14 protein-coding genes are annotated in these 14,776 nt (G+C 63.6%); 6 read left to right on the top strand and 8 right to left on the bottom strand.

Features of this window, described 5'->3' with window-relative positions:
* The first annotated feature begins 169 nt into the window (after window positions 1-169).
* Both FQ755_RS07330 and FQ755_RS07325 read left to right on the top strand, forming a co-directional pair.
* The gene (locus FQ755_RS07330; RefSeq protein WP_144152617.1) at window positions 170-895 is read left to right on the top strand and encodes a pirin family protein; all 726 of its coding nucleotides are present in this window, start codon (window positions 170-172) and stop codon (window positions 893-895) included.
* 274 nt (window positions 896-1,169) lie between these two features.
* Entirely contained in the window at window positions 1,170-1,349 is a 180-nt protein-coding gene (locus FQ755_RS07325) for a hypothetical protein (RefSeq protein WP_313957432.1), read from the top strand.
* 86 nt (window positions 1,350-1,435) lie between these two features.
* On the opposite strand, the gene motB is transcribed toward FQ755_RS07325, so the two are convergent.
* Window positions 1,436-2,407, bottom strand: coding sequence for a flagellar motor protein MotB (motB, locus tag FQ755_RS07320; RefSeq protein ID WP_144152613.1), 972 nt, complete (start codon window positions 2,405-2,407; stop codon window positions 1,436-1,438).
* 12 nt (window positions 2,408-2,419) lie between these two features.
* Window positions 2,420-3,289, bottom strand: a complete 870-nt coding sequence (gene motA / locus FQ755_RS07315; protein ID WP_144152611.1) for a flagellar motor stator protein MotA — start codon at window positions 3,287-3,289, stop codon at window positions 2,420-2,422.
* A 107-nt stretch (window positions 3,290-3,396) separates the two neighbouring features.
* Here motA and FQ755_RS07310 point away from each other — a divergent pair, with 107 nt between their 5' ends.
* Window positions 3,397-3,669 (top strand): hypothetical protein, encoded by a 273-nt coding sequence (locus FQ755_RS07310; RefSeq protein ID WP_144152609.1) that lies wholly within the window; start codon window positions 3,397-3,399, stop codon window positions 3,667-3,669.
* 172 nt (window positions 3,670-3,841) lie between these two features.
* On the opposite strand, the gene ahpF is transcribed toward FQ755_RS07310, so the two are convergent.
* The gene (gene ahpF, locus FQ755_RS07305) at window positions 3,842-5,440 is read right to left on the bottom strand and encodes an alkyl hydroperoxide reductase subunit F (RefSeq protein WP_144152607.1); all 1,599 of its coding nucleotides are present in this window, start codon (window positions 5,438-5,440) and stop codon (window positions 3,842-3,844) included.
* 169 nt (window positions 5,441-5,609) lie between these two features.
* Window positions 5,610-6,173, bottom strand: coding sequence for an alkyl hydroperoxide reductase subunit C (gene ahpC / locus FQ755_RS07300; RefSeq protein ID WP_144152605.1), 564 nt, complete (start codon window positions 6,171-6,173; stop codon window positions 5,610-5,612).
* A 422-nt stretch (window positions 6,174-6,595) separates the two neighbouring features.
* On the opposite strand from ahpC, the gene FQ755_RS07295 reads away from it, so the two are divergent.
* Entirely contained in the window at window positions 6,596-8,026 is a 1,431-nt protein-coding gene (locus tag FQ755_RS07295; protein WP_144152603.1) for an MFS transporter, read from the top strand.
* A gap of 73 nt (window positions 8,027-8,099) precedes the next feature.
* Window positions 8,100-8,777: a cation diffusion facilitator family transporter gene (locus tag FQ755_RS07290; protein WP_144152601.1), complete on the top strand. Its 678-nt coding sequence runs from the start codon at window positions 8,100-8,102 to the stop codon at window positions 8,775-8,777.
* 344 nt (window positions 8,778-9,121) lie between these two features.
* Here the strand turns inward: FQ755_RS07290 and FQ755_RS37215 are convergent, their stop codons facing one another.
* Complete coding sequence (locus FQ755_RS37215) at window positions 9,122-9,406, bottom strand: hypothetical protein (protein WP_186308442.1); 285 nt, start codon at window positions 9,404-9,406, stop codon at window positions 9,122-9,124.
* On the opposite strand from FQ755_RS37215, the gene leuA reads away from it, so the two are divergent.
* A complete protein-coding gene (leuA, locus tag FQ755_RS07280) occupies window positions 9,300-11,039 on the top strand; it encodes a 2-isopropylmalate synthase (RefSeq protein WP_144152597.1) in 1,740 nt (579 codons plus the stop codon). The genes FQ755_RS37215 and leuA overlap by 107 nt on opposite strands.
* 179 nt (window positions 11,040-11,218) lie before the next feature.
* On the opposite strand, the gene FQ755_RS07275 is transcribed toward leuA, so the two are convergent.
* The 3 genes from FQ755_RS07275 to FQ755_RS07265 form a co-directional block, all read right to left on the bottom strand.
* A complete protein-coding gene (locus FQ755_RS07275; RefSeq protein ID WP_144152595.1) occupies window positions 11,219-12,130 on the bottom strand; it encodes a 2OG-Fe(II) oxygenase in 912 nt (303 codons plus the stop codon).
* Window positions 12,131-12,361: 231 nt separating this feature from the next.
* Window positions 12,362-12,835, bottom strand: a complete 474-nt coding sequence (locus tag FQ755_RS07270; RefSeq protein WP_144152594.1) for a nuclear transport factor 2 family protein — start codon at window positions 12,833-12,835, stop codon at window positions 12,362-12,364.
* A gap of 244 nt (window positions 12,836-13,079) precedes the next feature.
* A complete protein-coding gene (locus FQ755_RS07265) occupies window positions 13,080-14,696 on the bottom strand; it encodes an MFS transporter (RefSeq protein WP_144152592.1) in 1,617 nt (538 codons plus the stop codon).
* Window positions 14,697-14,776: the final 80 nt, after the last annotated feature.

Below are 14,776 nucleotides of genomic sequence, written 5' to 3'. Positions count from 1 at the left end.
CCTCGTCGCCAGATCGTCTACCCCTGTGCCTTTGCGCTGCATTGTCCACCTCATAGTGACAGTGTTTCCGATTTCGCATTGATTATAATCACATTGATTGACCTAAACTCCTGTTCATGGATCGCGGACGACAACCCCTCGCCGGATCGCACAACCAAGGAGAAACACCATGCTCGATATCAGACACGCCACTCAACGCGGCCGCGCGGAGCACGGCTGGCTCAGTTCGCGTCATACGTTTTCCTTCGCGAACTATCACGACCCGAAGCAGAACGGCTTTTCCGATCTGCTGGTGATCAACGACGACCGCGTCGCCCCGGCACAGGGTTTCGGCAAGCACCCGCACCGCGACATGGAAATTTTCTCGTATGTGCTGGAAGGCGCGCTGGAACACAAGGACACGATGGGGACGGGTTCGGTGATCGTGCCTGGCGACATCCAGTTGATGAGTGCAGGCACCGGCGTCGCCCACAGCGAATACAACCACTCCGAGGCCGAGCCCGTGCATTTCCTGCAGATATGGATTGCGCCCGCCGCCAAGGGCACGCAGCCGCGTTATCAGCAGAGCCACTTCGGCGCGGCGGAAAAGCGCGGCAAGCTGCGCCTCGTGATTTCACCGGATGGTGCGGACGAGTCGCTGGTCGTGCAGCAGGACACGCGCGTCTACGCAGGGCTGCTGGATGGCGACGAAACCGCGCGGGTAGAACTGGCGGCTGACCGCTACGCCTATGTTCACGTGGCGCGCGGCAACGTCACGGTGAACGGGGTGGCGCTCGGCGAAGGCGACGGCGCGCGGGTGCGCGACGAACAGGTGTTGACGTTCACGCAGGGCCACGACGCCGAAGTGCTTGTGTTCGACCTGCGCAACATCGAGACGTCGGAACTGTGGGCATGATCATGGCTTGATCGCGGCCCGACCACGATACGATCAGGCCTGAATGGGGTTCGCCGCGGCGGGTCGCGGCGAACACCTGAATTGCCTCGGTTATTGGCTGCTGTTCGCATCATCGCGACGGATTTTGCTCCACTACGATGGTTCCGTGGCTTTCGATCAAGCCACCTCCAATACGTAGCCCCGTTTGTCCAGCACGACTCGTGATCAATGACGCGTGCAGGAAACGGGCATGCAGTGTGCACGCCGCATAACCCGAAGGACGGCCGTGGATATTATGGAAATTGCCAGAACGGCAGGCTTGCAGATTCTGCTCGATGCCCAGATTGGCCGCGAAACCTATCACAGCGTGAGCGGCTCGCTCCTGTCATTGCAGCGTTTTGCCGACGCGGTATGCGCCGCGCGGGCCGATGAAGGTGCCACCCGTGCTGAGGAATCCGGGCGGCACGAAGCGTAGTCATGTGTGAGTAGCGGCGGCCACCGCGTTCAGGCGGCCGCGTGCGCCCGTAAGCGGACACGCGCGGCCCGGTCGCCGCGCCACCCTCAATGCGCGTTGAGTTTCTCCACCGGCGCGAGCCTGATCGCATCCGGCAACGCGCCGCTTGCCGCCGCCGTATCGTCCACCGAAGTACGTCCGCCATCGCGGAAAAATGCCTGCACCGCCGCGTTGTTCAACACGAGAATGCTGATGCGGCGGTTGGTCGGTTCGTCCGCGACATTTTTGTCGAGCGGCAGTACATCGGCAAGTCCGCGCACCTGCAATAGCTTGTCTTCGCGAAGACCGCCTGCCACCAGCGCGCGGCGCGCGGCATTGGCGCGATCGCTGGAAAGCTCCCAGTTCGAATAGCCCGCGGTGCCGCCCGAATAAGGCACGGCATCCGTATGCCCGGCAATCGAAACGCGATTGTCGACGTCGTTTAGCGACGCGCCGATTTCCTGCAGGATCGTCACCGCGTAGTCTTCCAGTTTCGAGCTGCCCGAGGCGAACATCGGCCGCTTCAGCGAATCGACGATCTCAATGCGCAAACCCTCGTCGGTGATCGCGACCCGGATCTGTTGCTTATAGGCCCGTAACGTGGGGCTCTGCTCGATCAGCGCGCCGATCTTCGCCTTGAGCTGCGCCAGCCGCTGCGTGTCCATGGGCGGCGGATTGACCGACGCCTGAGCCGGTTCGGCCTGGCTCTTGTGCGCCACGCCCGGCCGGCTGTCCGACACGTCGCGGCCGCCGCCCTGCACCACGCTCGGCCGCGCCGAGCCGGTGCCTTCCTTGCCGCCTAGCAGGGTCGAAAGCGGCGTGTTGAAATAATCCTCGATGCCTTCCTTGTCGTATTGCGAGGTCGAGCCGAGCAGCCACATCAGCAGGAAAAACGCCATCATCGCGGTGACGAAGTCGGCGTAGGCAATTTTCCAGGCGCCGCCATGATGCGCCTCATGGGCCGCGCCCTTGCGCAGACGACGCACGACGATCGGCGCGGAGGCTTCCCCTGCGGTGTTACGCGAGCGGTTCTCAGCCATGCTGGTTCTCCGTCAGGCCGGCTTCGGCGATTTGGTGGCGCGCACCGCGTCGTCGAGTTCCTTGAAGCTCGGCCGGTCGGCAGTGAAGAGCACCTTGCGGCCGAATTCCACCGAAACGGGCGGCGCATAGCCGCTCATCGACGCAAGCAATACGGCCTTCACACACTGAAACGGTTTGGCGGCGGTGCGCCCCTTCGCGTTGAGCAGATCCGCCAGCGGACCCACAAAGCCATACGCCAGCAGAATGCCGAGGAAGGTACCCACCAGCGCGCCGGCGATCATCTCGCCGAGCACGGCGGGTGCGGCGCCGACCGAACCCATCGTATGCACCACGCCCATCACCGCGGCGACAATGCCGAACGCCGGCAAGCCATCGGCCATTTTCTGGATTGCATTGGCGGCGACAGACGCCTCCGCATGATGCGTTTCCAGCTCCTCGTCCATCAGGTCCTGCATTTCGAGCGCGTTCACATTGCCGCTCGACATCATGCGCAGATAGTCGACGATAAAATCGAGCAGATGATGATCCAGGAGAACGTGCGAATACTTCTGGAACAGCACGCTCTGCTCGGGCGCCTCGACATCGGCTTCGAGCGACATCACGCCTTCCTTGCGAGCCTTTTGCAGCAGCTCGTAGAGCAGTGCGATCAGCTCGAGATATTTCTCTTTGGTGTAGCCGCCGCCTTTGAAACAGGTCGGCAGCGCCTTGATGGTTTTCTTCAGGGTGGTGACGGGATTGCTGACCACGAAGGCCCCAATCGCTGCGCCAAAAATACATAGGAGTTCGAACGGCTGGACCAGCGCGGGCAGATGCCCGCCCACGCCCACGAAACTCCCGATCACCGAACCCAGTACCAGTACCCAACCAATCGCAACAAACATGGCATCTCCGTTTCAAACGCGGATTTAAACTTCTGCACCTTCACGCTGGGTGTTTTTGTTTCGGCGCGAGGCGCGCTCCCCTTCAACCATCCGCACCGGAAGACGCCATGATCGCGACGCCTGTCCGGAGAGACTCGATGTTCGCAAGCGGGCAGACATCCATCGATGCCTGTCACGTGCGTGTTTACGGCGCGGTCCCGTTCGACCTGAACCAGGTTTTGCCCGATGCGCGGTCGAATGTCGGTCAAAGGCTCGGGCCGGTTAATAGCTCTATTGTCGGCCTGGCAGAGGATTTCTTAAGCGGTAAGTTCTGCGCGTTTTTGCGCAAACGTTTGGCTGTTTTAGCTTCGCGAAACGCGGATTGCGTGAAGAAATGGTGAGGCAATAAAAGGGGGCTGTTTGCCTAAGCGGGCGTGGATTGCGCACCTTGCGAACTCTTGCGAACATCGCGCCGGCTGAAAACAAAAAGCCCGCTCAAAGGCGGGCTCAATTGCAAGGCAGCAAGCAGTGGCGGCGGTCGGGCTTCGACCGCCTGCCATCTGCGAGAAGAACTTAGCTCTCGGCGAGCGCGGCTTCTTCCGTTTTGACTTCCACTTCGTCGTCCGCGCTGGTGCGGATCAGATGATCGAAAGCCGCAAGCGATGCTTTCGCGCCCTCGCCCACGGCGATGACGATCTGCTTGAACGGCACCGTCGTCACGTCGCCGGCGGCGAACACGCCCGGCACCGAAGTCGCGCCGCGTGCATCCACGACAATCTCGCCATGCTTCGACAATTCGACCGTGCCCTTCAGCCATTCGGTGTTCGGCACCAGGCCGATCTGCACGAATACGCCTTCCAGCTCGACCTTTTTGCTTTCGCCCGAACGCAGATCCTTGTACACGAGGCCGTTGACCTTCTTGCCGTCGCCGGTGATTTCGGTGGTCTGCGCCTGCGTCACGATGGTGACGTTGGCGAGGCTGCGCAGCTTGCGTTGCAGCACTTCGTCGGCACGCAGTTGCGCGCCGAATTCGAACAGCGTGACTTCGCTGACGATGCCCGCCAGGTCGATGGCCGCTTCGACGCCCGAATTGCCGCCACCGATCACCGCCACGCGCTTACCCTTGAACAGCGGACCGTCGCAATGCGGGCAGTAGGCCACGCCGTGGTTGCGATACTCGCGCTCACCCGGCACGTTGATTTCGCGCCAGCGCGCGCCGGTCGCGAGCACGATGGTCTTCGCCTTCAGCACCGCGCCGTTGGCCAGATGCACTTCGTTGATACGGCCCGGGATCAGCGCTTCAGCGCGCTGCACATCCATGATGTCCACTTCGTAGCTCTTCACGTGCTGTTCGAGCGCAGTCGCGAACTTCGGTCCTTCGGTCTCCTGAACGGAGACGAAATTTTCAATCGCCAGCGTGTCGAGCACCTGACCGCCGAAGCGTTCGGCCACCACACCCGTCGAAATGCCCTTGCGCGCCGAATAGATCGCCGCGGCCGCCGCTGCGGGGCCGCCGCCGACGATCAGCATGTCGAACACCGGCTTGTTCGCCAGTTCCTTGGCGGCACGTGCGCCAGCGCCAGTATCGAGCTTGGCGAGAATTTCCTTCACGCCGCTGCGGCCCTGGCCGAACACTTCGCCATTCAGGAACATCGTCGGCACGGCCATGATCTGGCGTGCTTCGACTTCGTTCGGGAACACTCCGCCATCAATCGCCACGTGGCGGATGCGCGGGTTGATCAACGCCATGACGTTCAGTGCCTGCACGACTTCCGGGCAGTTCTGGCACGTCAGCGAGAAATAGGTTTCAAACTGATAATCGCCGTCGAGCTCGCGGATCTGCTGGATCACCGCGTCGTCGAGCTTGACCGGATGGCCGCCGACCTGCAGCAGCGCGAGTACCAGCGAGGTAAATTCATGCCCCATCGGGATGCCGGCAAAGCGGATACCCGTGTCCTTGCCCGGCTCGCCGATCGAAAACGACGGCTTGCGCTGGTCGTCGCCGCGGCGCTCGATCACCGTAACGCGCTCCGACAGCGTCGCGATATCGTTCAGCAGCGCGATCAGTTCGTGCGACTTGGCGCTGTCGTCGAGCGAAGCAACGATCTCGATCGGCCGGCTGACCTTTTCCAGGTACGATTTCAACTGAGTCTTGAGATTGGCGTCCAGCATGGCTATTCGAATTCCGTGACGAGTGTTGGGCTCCGGGCGCCACCGCGAGGCGTGGCGGGGAGGCGTGCGGACCGCATGCGTGAAGCGCAGGAGGCGGTCCGCACGTAGAAAGCGCCCGCGAAAGGCGCGTCATGCGATACAGCGTGGTAAAGCTCTGCTAAGCGCGTGCTTAGATCTTGCCGACCAGGTCCAGCGACGGCGTCAGCGTTTCTGCGCCCGGCGTCCACTTGGCGGGGCAAACTTCACCCGGGTGAGCCGCGATGTATTGCGCTGCCTGAACCTTGCGCAGCAGTTCGCCGGCGTCACGGCCAATGCCGTTGTCGTGAATTTCGCACAGCTTGATCTCGCCTTCCGGGTTGATCACGAAGGTGCCGCGCAGGGCCATGCCTTCTTCTTCGATCAGCACGTCGAAGTTGCGCGAGATAGCCAGCGTCGGATCGGCGATCATCGGGTACTGGATCTTCTGGATCGTGTCCGACGTGTCGTGCCATGCCTTGTGGGTGAAGTGCGTATCGGTCGACACGCTGTAGATTTCCACGCCGAGCTTCTTGAATTCGGCGTAGCGGTCGGCCAGGTCGCCCAGTTCGGTCGGGCAAACGAACGTGAAGTCAGCCGGGTAAAACACGAGCACGGACCACTTGCCCTTGAGGCTTTCTTCCGTCACGGTCTGGAAGTCGCCATTGTGGAAAGCGGTTGCCTTGAAGGGTTTGACTTGGCTGTTGATGATCGGCATTTGCTGCGTCCTCTTTGGTTCGTGGTTGAGAAAGTGATGAGAGTATCTCTAAAGACACTTAATAGAGAAAGTTGATTGTTTAAATCCCCCTCATTGGGTTTAACTATATAACAGCAAACGCCCGGCTGGCAAGGCTCTGCGTCCGGCCGGCGGCGGGCCGACGTCGGGCGGGCGGCCGGCTTCGGTGTGTTTGCCGCAAAAAATCGCCGGGCGCTGTCGCAGGATTTGCCCTTCCTGGGCAATACTTCTACGTTTTCCCCGGACGTCCGCCGCGCTGTTCCACGCAGTGTTCCACTGACGATTCACACCCACGGCGCCGGGATCGATGGAGACACGCTTTTGAAAGGATGCCGCAACACCATGAATCGACGCCCGCTTCAGGACGCAGAAGACTCCCTGGGACGCCTCGCCGGGGAGGAGCAATGACCGGCACGCCCGCGCGGCCGCCCTTTATCGGCTGGCTGCCCTACATCGTCGCGGCCACGTTCTTCATGGAGTACCTCGACACCACGGTGATCGCCACCGCCCTGCCGCAAATGGCGCGCTCGTTCCATGTGGGTCCGAACAGCCTGAGCCTCGGCATGACGGCCTACATGCTGGCGCTGGCGATTTTCATTCCGGTGAGCGGCTGGGTGGCCGACCGCTGCGGTTCGCGCACGGTGTTTTTCAGCGCGATCGGTGTTTTTACGGTCGCCTCGGTGCTGTGCGGGATGTCGCAAAACGTCGCCGAATTCACCGCCGCGCGACTGTTGCAGGGCATCGGCGGCGCGATGATGGTGCCGGTCGGCCGCCTGATCGTCGTGCGCAGCACTGAAAAGAGCCGCCTGATGCAGGCCATTTCCACCATCACCTGGCCGGCGATCATCGCGCCGGTGGTCGGGCCGCCGGTGGGCGGCTTCATCACGACCTATGCTAACTGGCGCTGGATCTTTCTGCTGAACGTGCCGTTCGGCATCGCGGTGATGGCCGCGGTAGTCGCGCTGGTGCCGAACCTGCGCGGCAGCGAACGCCGCCCGCTCGATCTGCTCGGCCTGTTGCTAAGCGGCGCCACCCTCACCTCGATCCTGTACGGCGCCGAACTCGCCAGCCAGCCCGGCGAGAATCCGTGGATCGCAGGCGCATTCGTGGCGGCGGGTCTCGTGATCGGCTATGTCGCGTTCCGGCACGCGCAGCATCATCCGCATCCGCTGATCGACGTGTCGACGCTCAGAATTCCGACTTTTTCGGTGACGGTCGTGACCGGCTCGTTCACCCGCATCGGTATCGGCGCGGTGCCGTATCTGATGCCGCTGCTGTTCCAGATCGGCTTCGGGCTGTCCGCATTCAAGTCGGGGCTGTTGCTGCTCGCGAGCGCGCTCGGCAACCTCGGCATGAAGGCGCTGACCACGCGCATCCTGCAGCGCTTCGGCTTTCGCATGGTGTCGATCGTCGACGTCGCGGTGGCCGGCGTCTTCACCATCGCCTGCGGCCTGCTGACGCCGGAGTCGCCGCTGGCGTGGGTGCTGATCGTGGTGTTCGTCTACGGCGTGGCGCGCTCGATGCAATTCTCGACGCTCGCCACCCTCGCCTACGCAGACGTCGCCCAGCCGCAGATGAGCGCCGCCAGCACACTCTGGAGCGCGGCCGCGCAAATGACGATCGGCCTCGGTATCGCCTTCGGCGCGGTAGCCTTGCGCGGCGCGGCGGTGTTCAACGGCGAGGCTTCCGGCCATGTCTTCACGCTCGACGACTTCCGCCTCGCCTTCCTCGGCGCCGGACTGCTGACGCTCGCGTCGATGTGGGGCTACTGGCAGCTGGCGCACGACGCCGGTCAGAGCGTGGGCGGCGGATCGCGGCGCCAGGACGCGTCGTGAGAGCGGCGGGGTTGTCACATCCCCGCAACGTTGGACCGCTAACTTGCTGGCATTACTCGAATGCGTCCGCCCAATGCCATCGCCGTCAGAGCGTCCCCGCCAGTCGCGCGTCAATGTCTTCAAGGCTGCCTATGTGAGCGCCCTGCTGAATGCGGCGCTCATGGCCATGCAGATCGTGATCGGCCGGTTCGCTCATTCGGACGGACTGGTGGCGGACGGCATCCACACCCTCAGCGATCTCGCCGCGGACGGCATTGTCATCGCCGTGCTGTACCTGGGCGCAGCCGCCGCCTCCGGCCGCCGCGCCGCGAACGCTGACGGCGGCTTTCCTGCCTCGCTCGCCACCCTCTTTATCGGCATGCTGCTGATCGGCACCGCCGGCGAGATGCTGTGGCATTGCATCGGACCCGCCGCCATTCTCACCGTCAGCACGTCGGTGCGCGTGAGCGCCTTGGGCGTCGCGATCTTCGTGATGGCCGCCAAGGAAGCGCTGTTCCGCTATATGCGCAGCGAGGCCGAGCGCTCCCATTCCGGCATCCTGCTTGCGAGCGCCTGGCACGCGCGTCTGGACGCGCTATCCGCGCTGGTCGCCACGCTGGGGATTCTCGGCAGCATGGCGGGCCTGCCGATGCTGGATCACGTGGCGGCCGGGGTCATTGGCCTGATGATCCTGCGCATGGGCTATAGCAACTGCTGGAGCGCGCTGAAAGACCTGGCGGCGCGCCCGCTCGGCAACACCGCGGGACAATGATGGCCGCGCAATATGGGGCCTTGATGCGAGGCCTTTTCCGGTCGTTTCGGTCATACGTTGGCCCGAGCTTCGGCGCGCATCGCGCACGCATTGCTTGACTCGCATTCGCGTTTGTGATTCTATTACGCCCATGTTCCGCGCACAGACCCTGCTATCCCTCCTACTACTAGCCCGCTCTACCGGGCTAGGTCTGCTGCTACGCGCTTCCTGCATCTAACGCATCTGAAGCGTCACTAATTCCCCAGCTTTGCTGACCTTGCCCCGGTTGCCAACCGGCGGCCGTGCTTCGTCTCGTTCCTTTTACGCTCCATGGATTGCTCACCGGGCAACGGGCTGATGAACCACTACAGAATTCCTCGTTTGTTTTTCCAGGCGGCCGCGACACCGGCGCCGTCGTTCCCGCTGTTGCCGCCGGTATTGCGGCCGTTGTTGCGCCGGCTGCGTTTCACCGCGCCGCGCCGGATGCCTTTGCACGTCTTCGTTTCGATCCCTTCACGTCTTTTCTGAACCTGAGAGTCCATCATGTTGAAAAATCCCGCTACCAAATACCGCGCCTTCCCTCCGATCAACTTGCCCGATCGCACCTGGCCGTCTCGCACCATCACGCATCCGCCGATCTGGATGAGCACCGATTTGCGCGATGGCAATCAGGCGCTGTTCGAGCCGATGAACGCGCAACGCAAGATGCGCATGTTCAAGACGCTGGTGCAGATTGGCTTCAAGGAGATTGAAGTCGCTTTCCCGTCCGCCTCGGAAACCGACTTCAATTTCGTGCGCGAACTGATCGAAGGCGGCCATATTCCCGACGACGTGACGATCGAGGTGCTCACCCAGGCGCGCGACGACCTGATCGAACGCACCTTCGAATCGCTGCGCGGCGTGCCGCGTGCGATCGTGCATCTGTACAACGCCACGGCGCCGGAATTCCGCAAGATCGTCTTCGGGCTCGAGCGCGACGGCGTCAAGCAACTGGCCGTGAATGCGGCGCGCACCATGAAGCGTCTGGTGGACGCCACGCCTGAAACCGCCTTCACGCTGCAATACAGCCCCGAAGTATTCAGTGGCACCGAACTCGAATTCGCCAAGGAAGTGTGCGACGCCGTGTTCGATGTCTGGCAGCCGACGCCCGAGCGCAAGGCCATCGTCAATCTGCCTGCCACGGTCGAAATGGCCACGCCGAACGTCTACGCGGACCAGATCGAATGGATGCACCGCAACCTCGCACGGCGTGACTCGCTCATCGTCTCGGTGCACCCGCACAACGATCGCGGCACGGCGGTCGCGGCAGCCGAACTGGCCGTGATGGCGGGCGCGGATCGTGTCGAAGGCTGCCTGTTCGGCAATGGCGAGCGCACCGGCAACGTCGACCTCGTCACGCTCGCGCTCAATCTGTACACGCAGGGCGTCGATCCGGGCCTCGACTTCTCGAACATCAACGAAGTCGCCCGCACTGCCGAGGAATGCACGCAATTGCCGGTGCACCCGCGCCATCCATACGTCGGCGACCTCGTGTTCACGGCCTTCTCAGGATCGCACCAGGACGCCATCAAGAAAGGCTTCGCCGTGCAGAAGGACGATGCGGTGTGGGAGATGCCCTATCTGCCAGTCGACCCGCGCGATCTGGGCCGCACCTACGATTCGATCATCCGCGTCAACAGCCAGTCGGGCAAAGGCGGCATCGCCTACCTGCTCGAACAGACGCATGGCGTGGTACTGCCGCGCCGTCTGCAAGTGGACCTCAGTTCGGCGGTGCAGCGAGTCACCGACGACACCGGCCAGGAAGTCAGCGCCCAAAAAATCTGGGAAGTGTTCCAGGACGAGTACGTCCGTAGCGAGGCGCCGGTTCGCTATATCGGTCATTCGCTGTCGGAAGACGGCGGCCGCGAGCGCATCAAGCTGACGGTGGACATCCGCGGCGAGCGCACGGTGCTGAGCGGCGAAGGCAACGGCCCGCTCGACGCGCTGGTGCACGCCTTGCGCACGCCGGTGCGGGTCCAGCACTACGAGGAACGCGCGCTTACGCAAGGCGCCGATGCGAAAGCCATCGCGATCGCCGAAATGGCCGGAACGAGTGTGGTGGGCAGCGCGTTCGGCGTGGGCATCGACGCCAATCTGATCACCGCCTCGATCCGCGCCGTGATTAGCGGCATCAATCGGGCGTACACGCGCTCCGATGCTGCAGCGCAAGCGCATTTCTTCGATGCGGTGCTGCGCGAAGTCGATCACGACGCCGAGCGCAGCAAGGCGTTGCAGGCTGGATGACCGGCTGACCGACGGGCTGACCGACGGCCCAATGGATAGACTTGCCGACACGCATACGCGTGTTGGCGTAAGTATCAGCCTGAGCGTGAACGTGGTGGCGGGAGGCCGGCCGCCACGTTCACGTGATCAACCAGGTCGGTTTTTAACCGGGCAGACGCGCGCGGCCCGAGCGCTGCGCCTCAACTGTATGGCCCTTCCCGCATCCACTTCGTCATGATCCACTTGTCGCCGGCCAGCACCGGCGCGCCGCCGTGCAGCGTGAGCGGATCCAGTTGCCGCAAGCCGTTCAGGTAGCGGAAATACACCGCGCCACCCTGTCTGCCGGCAACCGACAACCCCACCTCCGGAAAGATCGTCTCACCGCCTGCCTCGACGTCGTTGAGATAGACCACGAGCGTCGCCACCCGCTGACCGCCCCGTGCCGTGTGCACCGCGCTGCCCGGCTGATCCGGCGGAAAATAATCGAAGTGCGGGCGATATTCGCCGCTGGTGTTGTAGTGCAGGATCTGCAAGCCTTCGCCGTTCTCCACCGGCCAGTTCATCAGGCTGGCGATGCGCTGATCGATCCGTTCGATAAAGGCATCCTCGCCGCGCTGAAAAAAGATGCCCTCGCTGGTGCGGTTACGGATCACGTCTTCCTGCCCCGTCTCCGGATTGACGGTGGTGGAGCGTTTGAGGCGGTGCCGCGAGCGTTCGATCAACTCGGCGCACTCTTCGGGCGACAGCACGTCGCCGAATACGATGACTTGCGGCCGCTCGGAGCGCATCAGCACTTTCACGTCGCGGTCGTATGCGCGGATCAGGTTACCGCTTGCGACCGGCGGGGCGTCGTACTGGTAATCAGTGGGCGCCGCTTTGACGAGGCGTGCCTCGCTGCCGGGGCCGGCCTGTGCCTGGGCTTGGGTTTGGGTCGCGCCACCCGCTGTCGCCGGATGTCCCAAGGTGGCGCTTACTGCGCGTCGCACCGCCGCGCTAGCCGATAGCGAGTCGAACCCCGCTCCCACCATGGAGTCGATCATCGAATCCACCGTACAGCCGCGCTTCGCATTGGTGGCTAGCCAATCCTCCCAGGCCGCATCCACGACTGGCATAAGTATTCGTCCCGTTGATTTTGGTGGTCCGGCGCGCGGGTCGATGACGGTGAGTCGCTCCTGACGCCCGGCGCGCCTGCTGACGAAATACTGCATCATCCGCCCGACCTCGTGCAAGTAGGCCAGATAGCTAGCGCACAGCGGTTTAGTGGCATCTCAGGCCACGGATCAGCAGACCTGATTAGCCCGGCTGACTCCGGGTTAGCTCAGGGTTGCTCTGGGCCGGCCCTATTAGCCCCGCTTGGCCCGATAAGCATCCAGCCCCTTCCTCGCCTGGGCCCGAATCGCCTGCCGTACAAACGGCGTCCAGCCGAGCAAAACGCCCTTGAAGCCCAACGCCTGCCGCGACCAGCGCCACAGATCGAAGGTGTCGCGATGCTCGGCAATGCGCCCGTCGCGGAACACGAAGCGCGCCTGAATCCGGTTCACCACGCTGCGCCCGGTCTGACTAAACAGATAACGCGCCACCCAATGCGCGCCGCCGGTACGTTCGTCGGCTTCGACGGCGTCGAATGTCAGCGAAAAATCCTGCGCCCGCTGCACCAGCATGCGCCACATGTCGCACGCTTCTTCGCCGCGCAGTTCACCGAATACAGGGTCGCTGAACACGACGTCGTCGGCATAGCATGCGCCCATGGCTTCGGCATCGCGCTTCTGAAAAGCCTCATAGAAGCGTTCGATCAACTCGCGGTTGGGATGACTCATCGTTCGTATTGTTCCCGTTTGAAACGGTTTGGAGTCTGCGATACCGCCGCGACACCCCGAGCCAGCGCAAACATGAGCCGGGGGCGGAAAACGCCACCCGCTTTCTCCTCATGCCCCAGCGCGACTGGACATCACCTGCGACCTCGCTGCGTGGTTCGCATTGTGCCATTCAAATCCGCGGGTCATGGAAGCCTGACGGTCACGTTCTGTTGAGGCGGACCCATCCAGTTTCCGGATGACGCTGTCAGGCACCCGCCTGCCCGGCCCGCGCCGCGCTCGCGGAATTCGCCGCAGCCCGCGCCGCCAGCAGGCGCACCGCCAAGGCAATCGCTGCGGCCGTGGCAGCCGCCAGATAAAGCGCCGCGGCAAAGCCACTGGCAAAGCTGGCATGCGCCGCCGTGGCCAGCACGGCGCCAATGGCCGGCGGCAGATGCGAGATGGCCTGGCCGGTATCGCCGGCCAGCACGCTCGACATGAAGCCCGCGTCGAGATCGTGCCGCACCGTCGCGGTCAATTCGGGCCGCGCGTAAAACGCCGTCTGGGTTCGCGCCGCCAGCACCGCGCCGAGCACGCCAACCGAGGTCACGATGGCGGTAAAGCGCGTCGTCGTGCTGATACCCGAGGCCATGCCGGTGCGGTTGGTTGGCACGCAGGCCACGATGGCCTTTTGCGTGTCGCCGTTCAGCACGCCTGCACCGAGTCCCGTGATCACCATGCCGCAGGCGACGAGGCCATAGTGTCCAGCGCCGGCGACCCAGCCCGTCAACAGATTTCCCGCGCCGATCAGCAACAGCCCGATGCTCAGCACCGTCATGCCCGACACCTGCGCCGACAGCGCCGCGCCGATGCGTGGCCCCACCACCATGGCGAGCGCAAACGGCAGCATCCCCAGGGCGGCCATGATCGCCGACAGGCCGAAGGCATTCTGCAGATACAGCGGCAAGAAGGTCATCATCACTTGCGCGCAGGCGGCGTAACCGAACATGGCAAGCACAGCGGCGACAAAGCGCGGCTGGCGGAACAGCGCGAGGTCGACCATGGCATGCTGGCGCACGCGCTGCACCTGGACGAAGGCCGCCAGCAGCAGCGCCGCAGCCGACAGCTTGACGCCCGTCGCGCCGCTCGCCCCCCCCGCCGAGGGTGCTTCGATCAAAGCCCAGATGCCGACGGCCAGCGCCAGGCCGAACAAGGCGCTGCCGGCCACATCCACCGGTCCCGCCTCCGGGTTGCGCGACTCGCGGATCGCGCGCAGCACGCACCAGGCGAGCGCCGCGCAAACCGGCAGATTCAGCAGAAAAATCCAGCGCCAGCCGAGCCATTGCGTGATCACCCCGCCCACCAGCGGCGCCACGGTCGTCGCCAGCCCCATGCAGGTGCCCCATACCGCCCACGCACGCGTGCGCTCCGGTCCCTCGTGGAAGGTATTGGCGATCACGGCAAGCGCCGCGGTCAGCAACATCGCCGCGCCGACACCCTTCACCGCGCGCGCCAGATTGAGCAGCATCGCCGAGGGCGCGAGACCGCAACCTAGCGACGCCAGGGAGAACACCGCGAGGCCGAGCAGCAGCATGCGCTTGCGGCCAAAGCGGTCCGCGAGACCGCCGGCCGGCAGCAGGCAGGACGCGAACGCAACCATATACGCGCTGACGACCCACTCGATGTCCGCAAAGCTCGCGTGAAACGAACGTGCAATCGACGGCAGCGAAACCGCCACCACGTTGGTGTCGAGCACGATCAACGCGCAGGTCGCCGAGGCGGTGGCCAGCACGAAGCCAGGATTCGCCGTGGGGCGCGCCGCGGAAACCGGCGGCTCGGAGATGTCTGCGCTGGCAGCGCTGCGCGTGTCGTGAATCTGAGGCATGGGGCTAACCGGGACGGAGAAGAAAATGGAATCAGTCTACCGGCGCCTCAATTGCCTGTCATTGACATAGAATGGTGAAA

The organism is Paraburkholderia sp. BCC1885 (genome assembly GCF_900996235.1).
GTDB lineage: Bacteria > Pseudomonadota > Gammaproteobacteria > Burkholderiales > Burkholderiaceae > Paraburkholderia.
This window is presented reverse-complemented; position numbering and strand designations above follow the sequence as displayed.